The sequence below is a fragment of the Sphingopyxis sp. genome, from assembly GCF_034380315.1.
In the GTDB taxonomy this organism is placed as follows: domain Bacteria; phylum Pseudomonadota; class Alphaproteobacteria; order Sphingomonadales; family Sphingomonadaceae; genus Sphingopyxis.
In genome coordinates, this window is sequence record NZ_JAXMPB010000006.1 from 213,766 (window position 1) to 232,722 (window position 18,957).

The 18,957-nt window shown below is 61.7% G+C and carries 16 protein-coding genes; 8 read left to right on the forward strand and 8 right to left on the reverse strand.

The window, feature by feature from the left end:
* Positions 1-15 precede the first annotated feature (15 nt).
* The 4 genes from U0S50_RS13025 to U0S50_RS13040 are packed head-to-tail and all read right to left on the reverse strand — an operon-like array spanning position 16 to position 6,422.
* Complete coding sequence (locus U0S50_RS13025; RefSeq protein ID WP_322309189.1) at positions 16-768, reverse strand: glucose 1-dehydrogenase; 753 nt, start codon at positions 766-768, stop codon at positions 16-18.
* Between the two features lie 13 nt (positions 769-781).
* Entirely contained in the window at positions 782-2,056 is a 1,275-nt protein-coding gene (locus U0S50_RS13030; RefSeq protein ID WP_322309190.1) for an MFS transporter, read from the reverse strand.
* On the reverse strand, positions 2,053-4,212 hold the full coding sequence (locus U0S50_RS13035) for a heparinase II/III domain-containing protein (protein WP_322309191.1): 2,160 nt from the start codon (positions 4,210-4,212) through the stop codon (positions 2,053-2,055). The genes U0S50_RS13030 and U0S50_RS13035 overlap by 4 nt, the downstream gene beginning before the upstream one ends.
* Positions 4,209-6,422 (reverse strand): polysaccharide lyase 6 family protein, encoded by a 2,214-nt coding sequence (locus tag U0S50_RS13040; RefSeq protein WP_322309192.1) that lies wholly within the window; start codon positions 6,420-6,422, stop codon positions 4,209-4,211. Before U0S50_RS13040 ends, U0S50_RS13035 begins: the two co-directional genes overlap by 4 nt.
* 221 nt (positions 6,423-6,643) lie before the next feature.
* On the opposite strand from U0S50_RS13040, the gene U0S50_RS13045 reads away from it, so the two are divergent.
* From U0S50_RS13045 to U0S50_RS13060, 4 genes are all read left to right on the forward strand, one after another.
* Positions 6,644-6,979: a metalloregulator ArsR/SmtB family transcription factor gene (locus U0S50_RS13045; protein WP_322309193.1), complete on the forward strand. Its 336-nt coding sequence runs from the start codon at positions 6,644-6,646 to the stop codon at positions 6,977-6,979.
* Between the two features lie 158 nt (positions 6,980-7,137).
* Complete coding sequence (locus U0S50_RS13050) at positions 7,138-8,139, forward strand: TauD/TfdA family dioxygenase (RefSeq protein ID WP_322309194.1); 1,002 nt, start codon at positions 7,138-7,140, stop codon at positions 8,137-8,139.
* The gene (locus tag U0S50_RS13055) at positions 8,136-9,167 is read left to right on the forward strand and encodes an NAD(P)/FAD-dependent oxidoreductase (protein ID WP_322309195.1); all 1,032 of its coding nucleotides are present in this window, start codon (positions 8,136-8,138) and stop codon (positions 9,165-9,167) included. The genes U0S50_RS13050 and U0S50_RS13055 overlap by 4 nt, the downstream gene beginning before the upstream one ends.
* 87 nt (positions 9,168-9,254) lie before the next feature.
* A complete protein-coding gene (locus tag U0S50_RS13060; RefSeq protein ID WP_322309262.1) occupies positions 9,255-9,740 on the forward strand; it encodes a GFA family protein in 486 nt (161 codons plus the stop codon).
* 21 nt (positions 9,741-9,761) lie between these two features.
* On the opposite strand, the gene U0S50_RS13065 is transcribed toward U0S50_RS13060, so the two are convergent.
* Together U0S50_RS13065 and U0S50_RS13070 are read right to left on the reverse strand one after the other, a co-directional pair.
* Positions 9,762-10,445, reverse strand: coding sequence for an AraC family transcriptional regulator (locus U0S50_RS13065; protein WP_322309196.1), 684 nt, complete (start codon positions 10,443-10,445; stop codon positions 9,762-9,764).
* Positions 10,446-10,489: 44 nt separating this feature from the next.
* Positions 10,490-10,921 (reverse strand): nuclear transport factor 2 family protein, encoded by a 432-nt coding sequence (locus U0S50_RS13070; protein WP_322309197.1) that lies wholly within the window; start codon positions 10,919-10,921, stop codon positions 10,490-10,492.
* A gap of 123 nt (positions 10,922-11,044) precedes the next feature.
* Here U0S50_RS13070 and purT point away from each other — a divergent pair, with 123 nt between their 5' ends.
* Positions 11,045-12,223, forward strand: a complete 1,179-nt coding sequence (gene purT, locus U0S50_RS13075; protein WP_322309198.1) for a formate-dependent phosphoribosylglycinamide formyltransferase — start codon at positions 11,045-11,047, stop codon at positions 12,221-12,223.
* Positions 12,224-12,231: 8 nt separating this feature from the next.
* Here the strand turns inward: purT and U0S50_RS13080 are convergent, their stop codons facing one another.
* On the reverse strand, positions 12,232-13,674 hold the full coding sequence (locus U0S50_RS13080; RefSeq protein WP_322309199.1) for a sensor histidine kinase: 1,443 nt from the start codon (positions 13,672-13,674) through the stop codon (positions 12,232-12,234).
* Entirely contained in the window at positions 13,671-14,408 is a 738-nt protein-coding gene (locus tag U0S50_RS13085; protein WP_322309200.1) for a response regulator, read from the reverse strand. The genes U0S50_RS13080 and U0S50_RS13085 overlap by 4 nt, the downstream gene beginning before the upstream one ends.
* Before the next feature lie 138 nt (positions 14,409-14,546).
* Here U0S50_RS13085 and U0S50_RS13090 point away from each other — a divergent pair, with 138 nt between their 5' ends.
* The 3 genes from U0S50_RS13090 (at position 14,547) to U0S50_RS13100 (ending at position 18,902) form a co-directional block, all read left to right on the forward strand.
* Complete coding sequence (locus U0S50_RS13090) at positions 14,547-15,410, forward strand: MipA/OmpV family protein (protein WP_322309201.1); 864 nt, start codon at positions 14,547-14,549, stop codon at positions 15,408-15,410.
* 160 nt (positions 15,411-15,570) lie between these two features.
* On the forward strand, positions 15,571-18,396 hold the full coding sequence (gene polA / locus U0S50_RS13095; protein WP_322309202.1) for a DNA polymerase I: 2,826 nt from the start codon (positions 15,571-15,573) through the stop codon (positions 18,394-18,396).
* The gene (locus U0S50_RS13100; RefSeq protein WP_322309203.1) at positions 18,393-18,902 is read left to right on the forward strand and encodes a hypothetical protein; all 510 of its coding nucleotides are present in this window, start codon (positions 18,393-18,395) and stop codon (positions 18,900-18,902) included. The genes polA and U0S50_RS13100 overlap by 4 nt, the downstream gene beginning before the upstream one ends.
* The last annotated feature ends 55 nt before the right edge of the window (positions 18,903-18,957 follow it).

Consider the following 18,957-nt stretch of genomic DNA (forward strand, 5'->3'; position numbering starts at 1 on the left):
CCAGAAGGCCTGTTGTCAGGACAGGAACAGTCCACCGTTCACATCGAGATTCACGCCCGCCAGGAACCGCGACGCGGGCGATGCGAGGAAGGCAATCACGTCGGCCACTTCGTCGGGATGCCCCTCGCGGCGCAGCGGCGTATTGCCTGCGGTCGCCGCGCGGCCTTCGGGTTTCGAGAATATGTCGTGAAAGCTGGTTCCGATCAGGCCCGGACAGACGGCATTGACGCGAATGCCCTGCGGCCCCAGTTCCTTCGCCATCGCGCGCGTATAGGTCATGAGCGCGCCTTTGGCGGTCGCATACACCGACGCCCCCGGCCCGCCGCCATCGCGGCCTGCCTGCGATGCGACGTTGATCACCGACGCCCCTTCGCCCAGGAAGGGATAGGCGGCTTGCAGGACCAGAAAGGCCGATTTCATGTTCAGCGCCATGACATGATCGAAAAACGCCTCGTCCATCTCGGTCAGCGTCTTGCGCGCGACCATGCCGCCCGCGAGATTGACGAGGATGTCGAGCCTGCCGCTGAAGGCGACCCCGACCTCTTCAAGCATGGCCTTGACCGCGGGGCCGTCGGTCACGTCGGCCTGGACGAGAAAGGCCTCGCCGCCGGCATCCTTGATCGCGGCGAGCGTTTCCTCTGCCGCTTCGCGGCCGCTCTTGTAGTTGATGGCGACGCGCGCACCGGCGCGGGCGAGCGCGATCGAGACCGATCGGCCGATATCGCGTCCACCGCCGGTGACGAGCGCGGTCTTGCCCTGGAGAGTCATGAGATGCAGTTCCTTATTCTTGGGTGTTGATGGGGGTTGTGGCGACCGGTTCGACGCGGCCGCCGATCAGTCGAAAGGACAGGAAGGCCAGCGGCACGATGGCCGCCGAAAGCGCGAAGATCGGCGCGTAGCTGGTCTTGGTGAGCAGCGGGACGAGCCAGGTCGTGATCAGCGTCCCCGCAACGGCGGCGGTGCCGCTGATGCCCGCCAGACTGCCGACCGCACCGCCACCGAACCAGTCGCTCGGCAACGTCTGAATATTGCCGATCGCCATCTGGAACCCGAACAGGATACACGCGATCAGCAACACCGCGGTCAACGGATCGTCGGCGCGGATCGTCAGCAACAAGGCGGGAAGCATGATCGCGCAGCCGATACCGATCGCCAGCGTGCGCGCCTTGTGAACGCTGCCACCGGCACCAATAATGCGTCCCGCGAACCAGCCACCAAACAAACTGCCGAACATAGCGCCGACAAAGGGAACCCAGGCGAACAAGCCGATCTGCTTGATATCAAAGCCGAAAGTTTCGGCGAGATAGATGGGCAGCCACGAAACGAACAGCCACCAGACCGGGTCCAGAAAAAAGCGGGCGAGAATAACCCCCCAACTCTGCCGATACCCCAACAACTCGCCAAGCGGGATGCGGCGTCCCTCATCACGTCCGGACTCCGTGCGGCCGGATAGGATATACTCCCGCTCCGTGTCGCTCAGCCCAGGATGTTTTTCAGGGTCGGCCTTGTAGAACCAGAGCCACGGCACCAGCCACACAAAGCCGAGAAGGCCAATGAAAACGAAGGTACCACGCCAACCGAAATAGACGAATAGCAAGGCGATCAGCGGCGCCGATACGATCCCGCCCAGCGAGGCGCCCGCGTTAAAAATGCCTTGCGCCAGTGCGCGTTCGCGCGATGGAAACCACAGCGCATTGGCCTTGGTCGCACCGGGCCAGTTACCCGCCTCGCTGATACCCAGGGTCGCGCGCAGCACCCCCAGCAGCGGCAAGGAACGAACCAGCGCGTGCGCCGCGATCGACAGCGACCAAATGACGATCGAGATGGTGAAACCCATCCGCGTCCCGATCGCATCGAATATCCGTCCGAACAGCGATTGGCCGAAGGCGTAGAAGATCATGAAGATCGTCACCAACAGCGCATAATCTTCCTTCGTTGCGCCGATGTCCTTCGAGACTTCGGGCCACATCACCGCGAGCGCGTTGCGGTCTATGTAGTTGATCACGGTGGCGAGGCCGATCAGGCCGATCACGCACCAACGCAGTTTCCCGTTCATTTGCGGGTCTCCCTGGAAAGATCGAGGCGGCCGACGGGGCCGGTCCATTCGAAAGCGCGCCCGTCCACCGTGGTGCGGTGGCGCGCCGTGGGCGCCACATCCTCGGCAACCGCGACTGCAAAGCGGCGCCCGTCCGCAAAGGTAACGGTCAGAATATCGGCGCCGTCGGCACGGCGATGATCCATCGCCGAAACGCGAGCCTTGCTCGCCACCACAGATTCTGACGATGCGTCATATTTTCCGTGAGGTTCGAGCAGGCTGACAAAGACCGCGTCGGCCGCACCCTCCACCCTTTGGATCAGCGCCGGTTCGCGGCGCAGATTGAACTGCGGGTCATTGGCACCGCTTTCGGCAAGGATAAAGCGCGCGCCAGCAGGTGGGAGCATGTGATAGCTGTAGAAACGGCTTCCCTGCATCCATGTGAGCCGTGCCTTTCCAGCCCGTGCACCCACTCCATCGACCCACAGATGCTGATAGCCGTTCGCGGTGCCCAGCACAGGCCGTTCTGCCAGATGGCGTGCGAAATCAATGTCGCTATCGATTATATGTCCGGAAAAGTGCAGCGGCAGGTCATAGACATGTCGGCCGCCGCCAGTGGCGCGGAGAATGTCGATCGTCAGCGGATTGGCGAGCCCCTCAACTTCAACCAACAACAAGGCGCGGCGCATTGCGACGCCCTTGTAGGCGGTGTCGATCGCGGCGATCGAATAGCGGGTGGGACCCGCCAAGCCAGCGGCGAGTTGTTGCGTCGGCCGTTCTTCACCGACCTTCCATTTGCCGCCGAACTGGTTCTGCTCGTCAACCACCAGCGTATTGTGCGCGATGCTTGCCTTTGCCCAGCTATTGTTTTCAGGGACGTAGCGCCCACCGTGCTTAGCCTCGACATTCAGGAACCGCGCGGCGCCATAGTCAGTCACGACCGGACCCGTTTCGTCGAAGTACAGCCAGTTCAGGCGATCGAAATGGCCATGCCCCATCCCCTGTACGCTGTTCTTTGCGACGAGCAGAGGGCCATCGCGCCCTCCATCGGTTCGCAGCAGAACAAGCGCCCCCTGCTTGCCGTCGGGACCGTCGCCAAGCGCGCGCGAATCAAAGCGCCACGGCTGCGCCTTTCGGGCGGCAAGGTCGCCCGCGAGTTGTTCGCCGGCCGGGGTCAAAACCGTGCGCCCCTGCCAGTCCGCAATCGACAGAAAGGTCGGATCCTTGGTCGCACCATAGGCGATAGCGACCGCATGATAGAGTTCCTCGGTCCGCAGGCTCTTGTCGCGGATCGCGTCATTAACCGGGATGAAATAGCCGTTGTGGGTGACATCGATCGCGGCTCGAACGGCCTTCAGCACGATGGCATCACGATAGGCGAAGATTTCGCGGTCGGGGTCGTGGGCCGCGATAGCCGCCGCGAAAACGACGAACGGTTGAAGCGCGTAGCGCTGGTAATAGGGGCCCTCGGCATAATAGCCGTCAGGCGAAAAGAGCAGATCGAGCTGGCGCAGGAAGCCCGTCTTGCCGCTCTTGTCGAGGCCGAGCAAAGCCTTGTCGACCAAATCGCGGTCGCCGAGAAGATAACCCGACAATCCCACCCCGGCGGCGGCCCAGGTCGCATGATTGTGGATCCGGTCGATCACCTCTGGCGATTCGTCAGACAGAAAATGTGCCATCGGGCAGATCACATTATCATCGATCCGCTGACGGTCGGCGGCCGGGAGCACGTCGCGGATTTCGGCATAACCCTGCACCGCATTCACCAAAAACACGCTGTCGTTCAGGCTTTGCCAGAACAGACGCCCGGCCACCTGATTGGCAGCGGCAGGGTGACGCCCGAGGCCTGGATAAAGATCGGCATAAGCGAGCAGAAGCGCACGCACATGATCAAGATAACGCCGGTCGCCAGTGAGCCGATAGAGCTGCCCGCCCTCGAAAATGGTGCGATAATTACGTTTGTGCTGTTCGTGCGTGACGCCGCCGCCCGGATCCCGCGGCACCGGCACATTGACCCCGGCCCGAATAGCCGCATCGACCTCGTGCCTGGCGCGCGCGACTTCCTCAGCAAAAAGCGAGGCCTGGACCGACACGGCAGCCCCGCCTTCCGGTTGGGCGAAGGCTGGCCACGAGGCCAGTGTCGCCGCAGCGATGAGCAGGGCAAGCGAGCGGGTCATGGACGAGCCTCCAAAATATTACCGGACAGATGCGCCCGGAGCGGACCGGAATAGACAAGCTCTTCGATCCGCGGCGCGGGCGTGGCGACGAAGCGATTTCCAACAAGGCGCGTGTCAGGCGTTCCGACCGAGTGGATAATCGCAACCCCGCCGGATCGCGCAAAGCGGTTGCCCGACAGCAGCGCGTGCTGCGCTCCCGAAAGGCGTAGCGACACGCCATCAACGCCGCTGTCGGCGACGTCGGATTGGGTCATTTCGAAATGCGGCCCAAAGGTACTTTCATCGCTTCCCTTGCGCAGCAGGTCAGCAACCATCGCGACGCGGTCGAAATGGCTGTCGGCGATCGTCAGGCGTTCGACCGGATACCAGCCCTTGGGGCGGTCCTCACCCGTTCCGACCACAACGACGCCCATGTCGGCGAAACGACTTCGCGTGATCGAGATAGCGTTGGCGAACGTGCCTGGCGCCATGACGATACCGTCAAAACGACCCCTGGCCGGGCCGCGCACCGACACATCTTCAAGGACAATGTTGTAATTCGGCGCGACACCCGATCCGACGGCAATCAGGGCGCCCTCTGCTGCAATCTTGCGAGCCTCGACCGCGATATTTTCGAGCCGTAATCCACCACCACCTTCAATCCTTGCGAGCCCTGACGCCACACGGAGCGTCGCATCGCGTCCCTTGGGGCCGGCAATCGTCAGCTGGTGGCGCAGCACTAGCGGCGCAGCAACCTCATAAACGCCCGCGGCAAGCAGGAGCGTGTCGCCTGCAGCCGTCGCCGCGAAAGCGTCAGCGAGCGAAGAGCTCGAACCCAGTGCGATGATGCGTCCGGTCCCGACCGCCGCAACTGGCGCCGCCGTTCGATACCATGGCACCCCCACTTCTTCGCGTGTCACCGGTACAAGATCGCGCGGCGCCCCCACGCCGGCCAACGCAGGGTCAACGGGATAGAGAAGGCCATTTGACGCGCGTTCGAGCTGTACTTCGCGCTGGGTGACGCCGAGGGTGAACAATGGCCTCTGGGTCTGCGCTTCGACATTGCCTACCATTTCAATGCCCGACACGTCCCCGTCAGCACGAAAAGGGTCCGCACCCTTGGCCCCGACAATCAGATTGAACGCGAAACGGCTGCTCACCGGCGCGGCGGACCGCTCTGCGTCAGCGCCGGCGGCAAGGGTGATCCGGGCGCTGTCGATCACAGAATTCCGCTCGAGCACCGCGTTCGACACCTGATGATAGCGGTTGATCGCCGAGTTCGGGACACCGTTCATCACACTGATCGCGCTCTTGAAATCCTGGCCCGCCAACCCTTCGAAATAATTGTCGCGGACGACCTGATCGCCATTGATGATGCGCACACCGCCGCTGTCCGGGATATGGTTCCCCAGAAAAATATTGCGCTCGATCCGATTGCCGTTGCCGTGGCGAAGTACGAAAGCCCCCTGCGATGAAAGCACCAGATTTTCGCGCACGACATTGCCGCCGGATTTGACCGACACGATTTCCACTTCGCCGCTGGTGCGATCAAAGATGTTGCGCTCGACGGTCGTGTGGCTGCTGGATAGCGATTCCTCGCTGGTTCCAATACGGATCGTCTCGCCACCGTTCGATCCAAGCGGCGGTCGCGGTCCGAAATAATTATGATCGATCCGGTGACGGTTATCGAGGGGACCGCCTGCTTTGCGGATCACCGCCAAAGTAACGCCAGCGTTGGTCTTGCCTTCGAAATGCGAGTGGTCGACGCGATTGCCGCTGCCGTAAAGCGCGACCCAAATATCCTCGGCTCGGCGATCGGGTTTGCTGAAACCGTCAATCACCACCTCCGTGACGCGGCTGTCGCTGGCCAGGACTTTCGAATCGCGGCGAAAGCTGATCACCTCACGCGACGGGCTGAACCCGCCGCGAAAGACGAGGCCCGATACGTGCAAATGCCGCCCACCGATCCGCAGATTGGATTGGCCAGTCAGCAGCACCTGACCCGGCGTCTGCGCAACAAGCCTTATCGGTTGTCGCGCGGTTCCATTGCCAACGAAGAGAATCTGGAAGTCGCGCCATTCACCGTTGCGCAAGACAATCGAGTCGCCCGGCCGCACCGCCTTGACCGCCGATGCGAAGCCGGCCTCGTCGCTGACGAGAAACTCGCGAGCTTCGGCCGATCCCAGCACAGCGCCGGATGCCGACAACAGGAAAATCGCCCCTCTCAGCATCGCACCCCCCGTCCCTCTTCTAACCGACGAAAGAGAGGACTACACATCTGGTATGACATGATCAAGAAACATTGTAAGCCATAGCGCCAAACCAATAAGGCCTGGCGACGGCAGCCGCCCACATAGTCGACAAAGTTCGCGGCGCGGCGCGCCGCTGTTCCGGGTTTCGATTGACCCCCTTACCGCCTTGCGACTATTCAAATTTTCGATTGGATTAGGGCATGAACGACACAGAAGCGCCGCGTTGGGCCGTCGAAGCGCTGGGCGCATTGGCACACGAAACCCGGCTCGCGGTATTTCGCAACCTTGTCATGGCGGGACCAGACGGCTTGGCCGCGGGAAATCTGGCAGAGGAAGCGGGTGTCCCCCCGTCCACCATGTCCCATCATCTGGCGACGCTCGAGCGCAGCGGGCTCGTGCACTCGGAACGCGAAAGCCGCCAGATTTTCTACAGCGCGAACTTCGCGGCGATGCGGCAGTTGCTGGAATTTCTGATGCAGGATTGCTGCCGCGGCTTTCCGGACACCACCAACAAGCCGGCCCATTCCGGCGATTGATGCGCTGAACCGCCAAACCAGCAACAGGCGCAGCGCAGACCTGGCCACCGAACCCCACCTCCAACGGCAGTGCTCTTGACCTTCCCATATATTTCGATATTTGCGGAAATATCAAATATACAAAGCACGCCGCACCAGACGCATCGGGAGGGACAGCCATGACAACAACTGACATCGAACCAGTCGACACCCCCGCCCCATGGCGCGGAGCCGTGCTGCAACAGCGCGAAGATATCTGGCGACGGGAGTTCGAACCGGCTGAGATGACGGAACTGCTCGAAACGTCGGAGCGCGCCCTGACCGCAACGCCCGACATTACCGCCATCGATTCAGATCATTTCCCCATGCCCCGCGTCGCGGACCGGTTGCGACAATGGCGGTCGGAATTGGCCGATGGGCCCGGCATGTTGCTGATCCGCGGCCTTCCGGTTCGCGACATCGGCAAGGCGCATGCCGCAGCCGCCTATTGGCTGGTCGGCGCGCAGCTTGGGGAGCCCAAGGCACAAAATGGAGCGGGGCAGCGACTGGTCGATATCCGCGACGTCGGCCCGGACGGCATCGAAAAACGATCGCGCCTATACAAGACGCGAAAGGAACTGACCTTTCACACCGACGGCGCCGACATCATCGGCCTGCTATGTCTGCGCGCGGGAAAATCCGGCGGCGTCAGCCGCATCTGCTCGTCGGTCCATGTCCACAACGAGATTGTGCGGCGGCGGCCAGACATCGCAGGTCTGCTGTACCAACTGTACCACCACCACGCGCATAATGAATTCGGCCCGGAGGGTCAGCGCACCTTCGAATATCCAATTGTATCGCGATCTGGGACGATGTTTCGGATGCTGTTGCTCAGTTGGTACATCCGTGCCGCGGCGGACGATTTCCCCGACATCGCGACACTTTCGGCCGATCAATTGGCGCTGCTGGACCTGCTCGAACAGATTCCCCAGGAAGACGGCGTCGCGCTCGACATGAATTTCCAGGAAGGCGATATGCAATTCCTGCGTAACGCGGTCGTGCTGCATGCCCGCACCGAATATGAAGATTGGCCACATCCCGACGACAAGCGGCATTTGCTGCGCCTTTGGCTTACCGCGCCCGATTTCGAAGATGGCGATGCCCGTCTGCGGTCCGGTTTTACGGCTTCAGCCGAGACATGAGCGACCATGACATCATGGTGATCGGGGCGGGTCAGGCCGGCTTGGCCGCCGCACATATGCTGCATGCCGCCGACGCTGACTTCACCATCGTCGATGGCGCCGACAAGGCAGGCGGATCATGGCACCGCTATTATGACAGTCTGACGCTCTTTTCACCGGCACGCTATTCCGAACTGCCGGGCGCTCCCTTCCCCGGCAATCCCGACCACTATCCGACGCGGGACGAAGTGATCGCCTATCTCGACACCTATGCTGCGCGCTTCGCGCATCAGATTGAAACGGGGCGACAGGTCGGGAAGGTAGAGGTCGACGGAGCTCGCTATCGAATAAGCTTTCACTGCGGCGAAACCCGGCACGCGCGCGCGCTGGTCGTTGCAACTGGAAGCTTCGGTGCGCCCAACCTGCCGTCGATCTCCGGCGCCGCGCATTTTGCGGGAGAGATATTGCATAGTAGCGACTATAGGGAGCCGTCGCGCTTTGCTGGACAGTCCGTTATCGTTGTCGGCGGCGGCAATTCAGCCATTCAGATCGCTGCCGAACTCGCAGAGTATAGCGCCGTCACCCTGGTTTCCCGCGACCGACTGCGCTTCATTCCTCAGCGTATCTTGCGCCGCGATATTCACTGGTGGTTCGACAAGCTTCGGCTCAATGGCACCGGCCTCTTCTCTGACCATGGCGTTCCAATCATCGATGACGGTCGCTATCGCGCCGCGATACGCGCGCACCGCCCCGCCGTAAAACCGATGTTTGAACGCTTCGGTCAACGAGACGTCCAATGGGCCGATGGCAGCAGCATAAACGCCGATGCGGTGATTTTTGCGACCGGGTACCGACCCTCGCTCGACTTTCTATCCGGCACCCCGGCCGTTGATCGTCACGGACACCCCGTCCATCGTCGCGGCATATCGAAAACCTTGCACAGACTCGGCTTTGTTGGCCTCTCTGGTCAAAATGGCTTTGCCTCGGCCACACTGCGCGGTGTCGGCCGCGATGCAGCATATGTCATCCAGAGGCTGCTTCGGCGCTAGGCGGCACCGCATTGATAAGCGTGCCTTGTTCCAAGACCAGAAGCGGGCGGATTGCGAGACCCGCCGCCGGATGATAGCCCTTTGACCATGGAACGGATCGCCACCGAAATCTCGGGCGGGTGCCAATGCGGTGCGGTACGCTATCACGCGACCGCCGTACTGGACACGTCGCATATCTGCCACTGCAGGATGTGCCAGAAGGCATCGGGAAACTTCTTCGCCGCCCTGATCGGTGTACCACGTGACGCGCTATGCTGGACGCGAGGCGCAGCATCGACCTTCAACAGTTCGGACAAGGTCGAACGTGGCTTTTGTCGGGACTGCGGCACTCCGCTCTACTATGATTATCGCGAAAGCCGTCACCTTAGCGTAACGACCGGATCACTTGACGAACCGGCGCGCTTTCCGCCCAAGGTGCAGTTCGGAACGGAAGGTCGCATGTCCTGGTTCGACACCCTTCCGCGGCTTCGCGAAGAAGGGACAACTGAAGAGACGATGGCCGAAATCGTCGAATCGATCCGCACAAGTAACCATCAGCACCCCGACCATGACACCGATGCATGGCCCGAGTGAGCGTTTGAACCTCGCCCGTTGCTATAGCGCCATTCCTCTGATCGCCGCACTCGGCGTCAGCCCGAAGATATGACGAAACACCCGCGACAGGTGGGCGGTATCCGAAAAGCCCGCATCCATTGCAGCCGTTCGAACGAGCGCACCACCCACAAGTTGCTGTGTTGCATATTGCAGCGCGCTCCACAGCTTATATTCGCGAAACCCCTGCCCTGTCGCGGCCTTGAAACAGCGCAGGGCCTGTGTTCGCTCTAGACCGAGCCGTCGCGCCAATTCGCCCTGTGACATCCGCCACATCGGATCCGCGTGTATGGCGTTCACAACGCCCCCCATCGCCGGCGTCAGCAAGCGAAATGCCGGTGTGAGCTGAGCGCGGAGATTTGCTGCGGCATCACCACTCCCGTTCAAAGCGTCTCGCGCCGCATAGGCCAACGCACCATCGAGCGGCACCCCAAGCGGGGCATCGAAAGGACAGTCCAATCCATTGAGATAAAGAACATCCGCGCCGCGCGCCGGGAGCGTCACCGAATGGGCCACGCCCGGACGGACGAGCAACACCTCGCCTTCGACACACGAATCCTGGCCGTTCAGTCGCACCGAACCGTTTCGCCCCGCCAATATGCAGGTCACGATGTTGGCGTGAACCGCAAGGCCATGACAGCCAACCGGAAAACAGGCATTTCGAAAAGGCGACAGGACATCGCGCATAAAGCCACTATCCGCCGTTCGCAGGCGATGCACAAGCTAGGAGGTCAACGAACGATCCCGGCACGGGAAAATGCCTCCGCCATCCCCAGGCTGTCCGGGTAAATGTCCTTGCGTGAGACCAGGCCATCGGCATCGACGGTCACGACGTCCAGCATCTTGATCCGCGCCGTGAAAGCTGTGCCGTCGGGCTCAACGAGCGGAAGAATCATCATCCATTCGAAGACCCAATGATCGTCAGCATATAGACGTCGGCCCATTTCCATCGAGAATTCATATGTCTGGAACATTTGACGACAATGGTCGCGCAGCGGATCGCGTCCAGTCACCACCGGCGATCCGTCATGAAGACAAAAAACGCTGTCTTTCGAATGCAGTGCCGCGATCTGGTCCGGATCTTTGGCTTCCCAGCTCGCGTGATAGCGGTCGAATAGATTTTCGGTCGTGATACCTTCCAACGCAGCGGTAGCACTTGCCATGGCCATTCTCCTTCAAAGCATGCCACAGGCTATTCGATGACCGGCCGGTCGCGTTGAACAAACGTGCATTGCGCGGCGACGCCATATCGGGTCAGGAGAGACCAAACAGAATCGGAGCATTCCATGACCCCCACCGCCACCATCCTCCTGCTCGGTTCGGGCGAACTCGGGCGCGAATTCGTCATATCTGCAAAGCGCCTTGGTTGCCGTGTGATTGCATGCGACAGCTATGAAGGCGCGCCGGCAATGCAGGTCGCGGACGGATATGAAGTATTTTCGATGCTCGATGGCGACGCCCTGCGGGGCGCGGTCGATAAGCACCGCCCGGATCATATCGTGCCGGAGATCGAGGCGATCCGCACCGAAATATTGGCGGAGGTGGAATCCGAAGGGTTCCACGTCGTACCCTCCGCACGCGCAGCACAGCTCACAATGAACCGCGACGCCATTCGCGATCTGGCCGCCAGCGAACTGGGCCTTGTCACGTCAACTTTCGAATATGCGACGAGCCGCGCAGAGCTTGCCGCAGCCGCGGAGCGCATCGGCTTTCCGTTGGTGGTAAAGCCCGTCATGTCTTCATCGGGCAAGGGGCAAAGCACGGTCAGGGACGCGACCGGCATCGACGCTGCATGGGATTATGCCGCTGCGGGAATGCGCGGCGACCGGTTGCGCGTGATCGCAGAGACCTTTATCGATTTCGATTACGAAATCACCCTGCTGACCATACGCCACAAGGACGGCGTGGCCTTTTGCCCGCCTATCGGTCACCGTCAGGAACGCGGCGATTATCGCGAAAGCTGGCAGCCCGCCGCGATGTCCGCGACGGCGCTCGCCGCTGCGCAGGAAATGGCGACAATGGTCGTCGACGCGCTCGGTGGTCACGGCATTTTCGGGGTCGAATTTTTCGTGAAGGGCGACACGGTCATCTTTTCCGAACTCAGCCCACGCCCGCACGATACCGGCATGGTGACACTGATTTCGCAATCCTTGTCCGAGTTCGATCTGCACGCGCGCGCGATTCTGGGTCTCCCCATCCCGACGATCGAAGTGGCACAGCCAAGCGCGAGTGCCGTATTGCTCGCCGATCGCGACGCGGCCGATTTTGCGATCACAGGCCTGGCCGAAGCGCTCAGCCCGCCGAACGGGCAAACGGCGGTCGATGCCCGTATCTTTGGAAAGCCCGTGACGCGGCCCTATCGACGCATGGGCGTTACCCTGACGCGCGTCGAAGGCGGCACGATCGAAATCGCGCGCGATGCCGCAGTAGCGGCCGCCGCGAAACTCGTCATCGACTACCAATAAGCGGTATCCTATCGCCCCGACAAAGGCGGGCGCGGCAGGACCACACGCACAATGAAGCCATCACCGGGGCGATGAAAGCTGATCTCTCCACCATGGCCGCTAACGATATCGCGGCAGATCGAAAGGCCAAGCCCCGATCCGCCCGTTTCGCGGTTTCGTGACATTTCCAGCCGTTCAAAAGGACGAAAGGCCCTTACTTCCTGGTCGGGCGCAATCCCCTGTCCCGCGTCATGAATGTCGATGACAAGCGCGGCACCGGTGACGCAAAGCCGGATGCGGACGGCTCCGCCATATTGGCAACCATTGATGATGAGGTTCGAAAAGGCACGCTTCAGCGCCAGTGGGCGGCACGGCAGATCGGCATGGTCCGGTCCTTGATAGGAAACGCTATGCCCGAAATCGCCATATTCATCGGTCAGACTGATCAGCAGTGCCGCGACGTCGGCGTCCTCCACCCGTTCACGCCGTGCCTCCTCGTTCATGAACGCCAGCGTGTCGCCGATCATCGTCTCCATCTCGTTCACATTCTGAAGCAATTGCTCTCGCTGATCGGCGTGGCCGACATATTCGGCCATCAATCGAAGCCGTGTCAGCGGCGTGCGAAGGTCATGCGAAATCGCCGCCAACATTCCCATGCGCTCGTCGATGAAGCGCTTCAACCGCATCTGCATCGTATCGAACGTGTCGGCAATCGCTGCATGTTCGGGAAGATACATGGGACCGATCGGCGTGGGTTCACGGTTGCGCCCAAGCCGCTCGGCCGCAGCAGCCAAGCGGTTCAAAGGCAGCACGATGCTGCGCGCAATCCATATCGACAGAAGGATGACGATCAACAGATAGCCAGCGACGCCTACGCCGACCCGCGCATAATGGCGCCACGGCGCATCGACATTGCGTGGTGTCACCGTCAGCCAGCGCCCCTTGCCGATCCGCACCCAGATAGACAGATCGCCAAGAACGCTGCTTTCGTTGCTGGCCAACGTATCGGCCGTCAGCATCGTCGGTAGCTCCGGAACGATCACCACCGCCGTCCGAACGGTGCGTTCCGTATAATTCTGGTCATATATCTTTGACATGACGCGAACGCGGTCGCGCGGCACTGAAAGCGCCTCGGCGATCGCACGACGAAGTCCTTCCTCCAGATGCGAAGGGCGATGCCCGGCGCCAAAATCGGCCTGCACCCATTCGAAATCAAGCTGACGAGCCGCAGGCAGTCGGCGCAACGTGCTGGCATCCCCTTCACCTCCTTGCCGTGCGCGTTCGGCGGCCCGAACCCCGTCCGCCACCGCATCGACCAGCCAATCGCGCTGAACGATCAAAAACGGCGGAGGAGGAATAAGGTAGCGCAGCGCCTGATTCAGGAAATAGGCGGCACACACGGTCAGCAAGATAGCAAGGCCGATACGCGGCGCCAGTTTCAGCCGCGACGGGCGCAGGTCGAAGCCTGTCATGCGCCTGCACCTTCGCTTTCGACATCAGCGGCAAAGAAATAGCCGCCGTTGCGTACCGTACGGATCAACAGCGGCTGTTGCGGGTCCGCCTCTATCTTGCGGCGCAACCGACTGACCTGAACATCGATGCTGCGATCAATGTTCAGATTGCTGCGCCCGTGGACCAGATCGAGCAACCTGTCCCGGCTCAACACATGCTGTGGATGCTGGACCAGCGCCGCCAGCAGATCAAATTCACCCGTGGTGAGATCGACACGGGCGCCCCTAGGCGACGCGAGGGCGCGCCTGGACATATCGAGCGTCCATCCCGCGAAATGAAAGCGCGTCCGTTTTGCAGCGGCAACGGCGTCGGGCACCATCGACGCGCGGCGCAGCATCGCGCGGATACGCGCCAGCAGCTCGCGCGGATTGAAAGGCTTGGGCACATAATCATCGGCACCAAGTTCAAGACCGATCACGCGGTCGGTTTCGGTGTCGCGCGCGGTGAGCAGGATGATGGGGACCGTGCTGCGTGCCCGCAGCCGCTGGCAAAGCGTAAAGCCGTCATCGCCCGGCATCATGACATCCAGGACGACAACGTCAAAATGATGGTCAGCCAGTAAATCCATCATCTGCTTGCCGCCGTCAGCCATCGTAACCCGCAAGCCATGGTCGCCCAGATAGCGGGCCAGCATGGTGCGTATCTGATGGTCGTCGTCGACCACAAGGATATGCGATGGTCGATCAGTCGCCATGAGCGCTCCTTACCTCCCGCACATCTGCAAGTCTTTAGCAGACACAAATTGTAACAAACGGAAACCGTGCGGTTATCGGGCTAGCTCGACCGGAATCTACAAGCCGGGGGACATTCCATCCCTTCCCCCGGAGATCTTATGAGCCATCACCCCATCGCCGACCATCTGCCCCTGCCTCCGGTGCGCCCGACATGGCGCCAATCGCTGGCCATCGGCCTGTTCGGCGCCGCTGCCACGGCGGCATGCTTGTTCGGAGCGAAAAGCGCCTTCGCACAGGAAAACGGCGAAGGATCAGACGATTGGACCATCTTGCTTGGCGCCGGTGCCATCTATGCGCCCGACTATGAGGGGTCCGAAGATCATGAGCTCCTGCCCTTTCCGTTCGTCTCGATAGAATACAAGGACATCGTCTATCTCCGCGGATCCGAAATCGGCGCCAATCTGTTGCGTATCCGGCCGGCGGATGACGTGAAGCTAAGCATCGGCCCCATCGCTCGCTATCGCCGCGATCGCCCCGAAAAGCGTAACGACGCCCTGAACGGACTGGGAAAGGTCGACAGCGCGTTCGAAGTCGGCGGGCTTGCGCGCCTGGCCGCTGGTCCGACATGGATCGAAGTCTCGCTGGCCCAGGATGTCGCAGACGGACACGACGGACTGGTCGGCACAGCAACGGCAGGCGCCGACGTGCGCCTGTCCGAAGCGTTGTCCCTCACGGCCAGTGCGTCGGCGAGTTGGGCGGACGAGGATTATATGCAAAGCTATTTCAGCGTGAACGCGGCTCAGGCAGCGCGCAGCGGTCTTCCGACCTTTATTACCGACAAGGGCGTCAAGGATGTCGGCGCGACAATGACCCTGAACTACCGGATCGACGACCGCTGGCTCGTTTCCGCGACAGGCGGCTACACGCGGCTGCTCAACGATGCAAAGGACGCGCCGCTGGTCCGCCTGCGCGGATCCGCCGACCAGTGGCAAGGCGGCCTGTTCCTTGCCTATCGCTTCTGACGGTGAAAGGGCGCGCAACCACGCCAGCCGTCCCCATTTCCGTATGATCTCGCGGTCGACGAGGCAGATCGCGGAAGCGCCGCCGCTTCCGCGTCATTGAGGGGCGAAAAAGGGAGCATCACGCTAGGCCCCCCGCTTCGCCCCTGCTACACCCCGCGCCATGTCCGAGAAGAATCATCTCTATCTGGTCGATGGCTCCAGCTACATCTTCCGCGCCTATCACCGTCTGCCGCCACTGACGAACCCGCAAGGCGTTCCCGTCGGCGCCGTCTATGGCTACACCACCATGTTGTGGAAGCTGGCAAAGGACCTGCATGAGGCCGACGGCCCAACCCATTTGGCCGTGATTCTGGATCACAGCAGCCAGTCGTTCCGCAACGAAATCTATGACCAGTACAAGGCGAACCGGCCCGAACCGCCGGAAGATCTGCGCCCGCAATTTCCGCTGATCCGCGATGCGACACGCGCCTTTTCTTTGCCCTGCATCGAAATGGAGGGCTTCGAGGCCGACGACCTGATTGCCAGCTATACCGAAGCGGCGGTCGCCGCGGGCTGGGACGTCACCATCGTATCGTCCGACAAGGATTTGATGCAGCTTATCCGCGAACCCAATGACGGCCCGCATGTCGACATGCTCGACACGATGAAAAATCTCCGGCTTGGCATCGCAGCGGTCGAAGAGAAATTCGGCGTTGGCCCCCAACTGGTCGGGGACATATTGGCGCTGATGGGCGACAGCGTCGACAATGTGCCGGGCGTGCGGGGCGTCGGGCCCAAGACGGCGACCAAGCTGATCGTCGAATATGGCGACCTGGAAAAGACGCTGGACGCCGCCCCTGCGATGAAGCCGTCAAAACTGCGCGACAATCTGATCGAACATGCCGACATGGCGCGGCTGTCGCGCATACTGGTCGACCTCAAACGCGACTGCCCGCTCCCCGACGCGCTCGACGACCTGAAGCTGGGAGCGATCCCGCCGGCCCCACTCAAGGCCTTTCTCGACGAGCATGGCTTTCGATCGCTTTCGGCAAAGCTTGACGTCGGCGCCGCCCCCGGCGGCCCGCCGACGCTGCCAAAGAATGGCAAGAGCGCGTCAACCTCTACAGCGCCGTTCACCGATACAGCGCCCGCAACGCCGACGCTGCTGCCTATGCCCGCGATCGACCGTGCCGCCTATGAATGCGTCACCAGCCTTGATGCGCTCGACCGCTGGATTTCGGACGCAAGGGCGGCCCACATCGTCGCGATCGACACCGAAACCGCCAGCCTCGACAGCGTAACGGGCGAGCTTGTCGGCGTCAGTCTGGCTACCGCGCCGGGCAAAGCCTGCTATGTCCCGCTCGGCCATGGCGGCACCGACATGTTCGCCGAACGGCTCGATCAGATTCCGATGACCGAGGCGCTCGCGCGGCTTGGCGCGCTATTGGCCGACGATGCGGTGCTGAAGGTCGGTCATAATCTGAAATATGATATGGGCGTGCTGGCACAGCACGGGGTCCACATCGCCCCCTATGACGATACGCTGCTGATCAGTTTCGCGCTCGATGCAGGCCAACATGGTCACGGCCTCGACGAATTGTCAAAACTGCATCTTGATCATGAATGCCTGTCGTTCAAGGAAGTGTGCGGGACCGGGAAATCGCAGATCAGTTTTGCTGAAGTGCCGATTTCCCGCGCAACCGAATATGCCGCCGAGGATGCTGATGTCGCGCTCCGCCTGTGGAAGCTCTTGACACTGCGCTTGCCGCTAGAGGGCGGCACCCGGATTTACGAGATGGTCGATCGCCCCCTCGCCGCCGTGGTCGAAACGATGGAACGCGCGGGAATCATGGTCAATCGCGACTATCTGGCTCGGCTGTCGAGCGAGTTTGCCAGCGAGATGCTGCGTATAGAGGGCGAGATTCACGAACTGGCGGGCCAGCCCTTCACCATCGCCAGCCCCAAGCAATTGGGCGAGATATTGTTCGACAAGATGGGCCTGAAGGGCGGACGCAAGGGTAAGTCGGGGGTGTGGTCGACCGACCAGAACGAGCTGGAAAGATTGGAACGCGATGGCGTTCCGATCGCCCGCAAAGTGCTCGAATGGCGCCAACTCGCCAAGCTGAAATCGACCTATACCGACGCCCTGCAGGAACAGATCAACGCCAAGACCGGTCGGGTTCATACCAGCTATAGCCTCGTCGGGGCGCAGACCGGACGCCTGTCGTCGACCGATCCCAATTTGCAGAACATCCCGATCCGCACCGAAGTCGGCCGCCAGATCCGTGACGCCTTTATCGCGGCACCGGGGCATGTTCTGATTGCCGCCGACTATAGCCAGATCGAATTGCGGCTGGCGGCGCATATGGCGAATGTCCCGGAACTCAAGGACGCCTTTGCCCAAGGAGCGGACATTCACGCCGCGACCGCGATCGAATTGTTCGGAGAGGTGAACCGCGACACCCGCGCCAAGGCCAAGACGGTCAATTTCTCGATCCTCTACGGAATTTCGCGCTGGGGTCTCGCCGGCCGGCTCGAGATCAGCCCCGACGAGGCGCAGGCGTTGATCAGCCGCTATTTCGAACGTTTTCCAGGCATTTCCGATTATATCACCGACACGCTGGAGGGCGCGCGGGCGCGCGGCTATACTGAAACCTTGTTCGGTCGCAAAACATGGTTCCCGCGACTGAAGGCCGCCAACCAGAATGAGCGCGCCGGCAGCGAACGCGCCGCGATCAACGCCCCGATACAAGGAACAAGCGCCGACCTGATCAAGCGCGCAATGGCCCGCATGCCGGCGGCGCTCGCCAATGCGGGCCTTGGCGACGTCAAAATGCTGCTCCAGGTCCATGACGAACTCGTTTTCGAAGCCCCGGAGGACAAGGCGGCTGCAGCAGGCAATGTGATCCGCCAGGTGATGATGGGGGCGGCCGAGCCCGTGCTGGCGCTGTCGGTACCGCTGGAAGTCGAAATCGGCATCGGCAAAAGCTGGGGCGACGCGCATTGATCCTGAGCTTGCTTGCGGCCGCGGCGCTGACATCTGATGTCGCCGCACCCATCGACGTGCCGCCCCCGCCAACGAGCGCACGCACGGAAACGACGCCTCCCGTTGCGGATTCCGACGTCCGCGAATTTGCTGCAATCGCCGGCCGGAAGGTCGCCGGGCGGCCGGTCAACGGCCCGCTGGGAAATGCCGACAAGATATTGCTGCTGACCCGCGACAAGGCTGGATTTCCCACGATCGGTATCAGCAGCGGCTTTCCGACCCGCCAGTCGCTGCCCGTTCCGCCGGCCGGAACGCTTGCAGTGGTGCGACTGCGCCAGATATCGGAAACGATCATCCCGGGACCGACCGCGGACGATCTTGCCTTTGTCCGGGTGAACCGGATGCCCCTGTTCGTCATTGGCGAATGGGCCCGACCGGCCCCGATGTGGGAGGTCGCCTGGGTCGATGGCACCGTCCTGTATCGCAGCATCGGCGAGGTCGGAGAGATCGGTCCCTGGCGCGATTGAGTGTGCGCGGCTGAACGCCGTGCCCTTCGCCTTGCCATCTTGTCGTCCGGCCAAC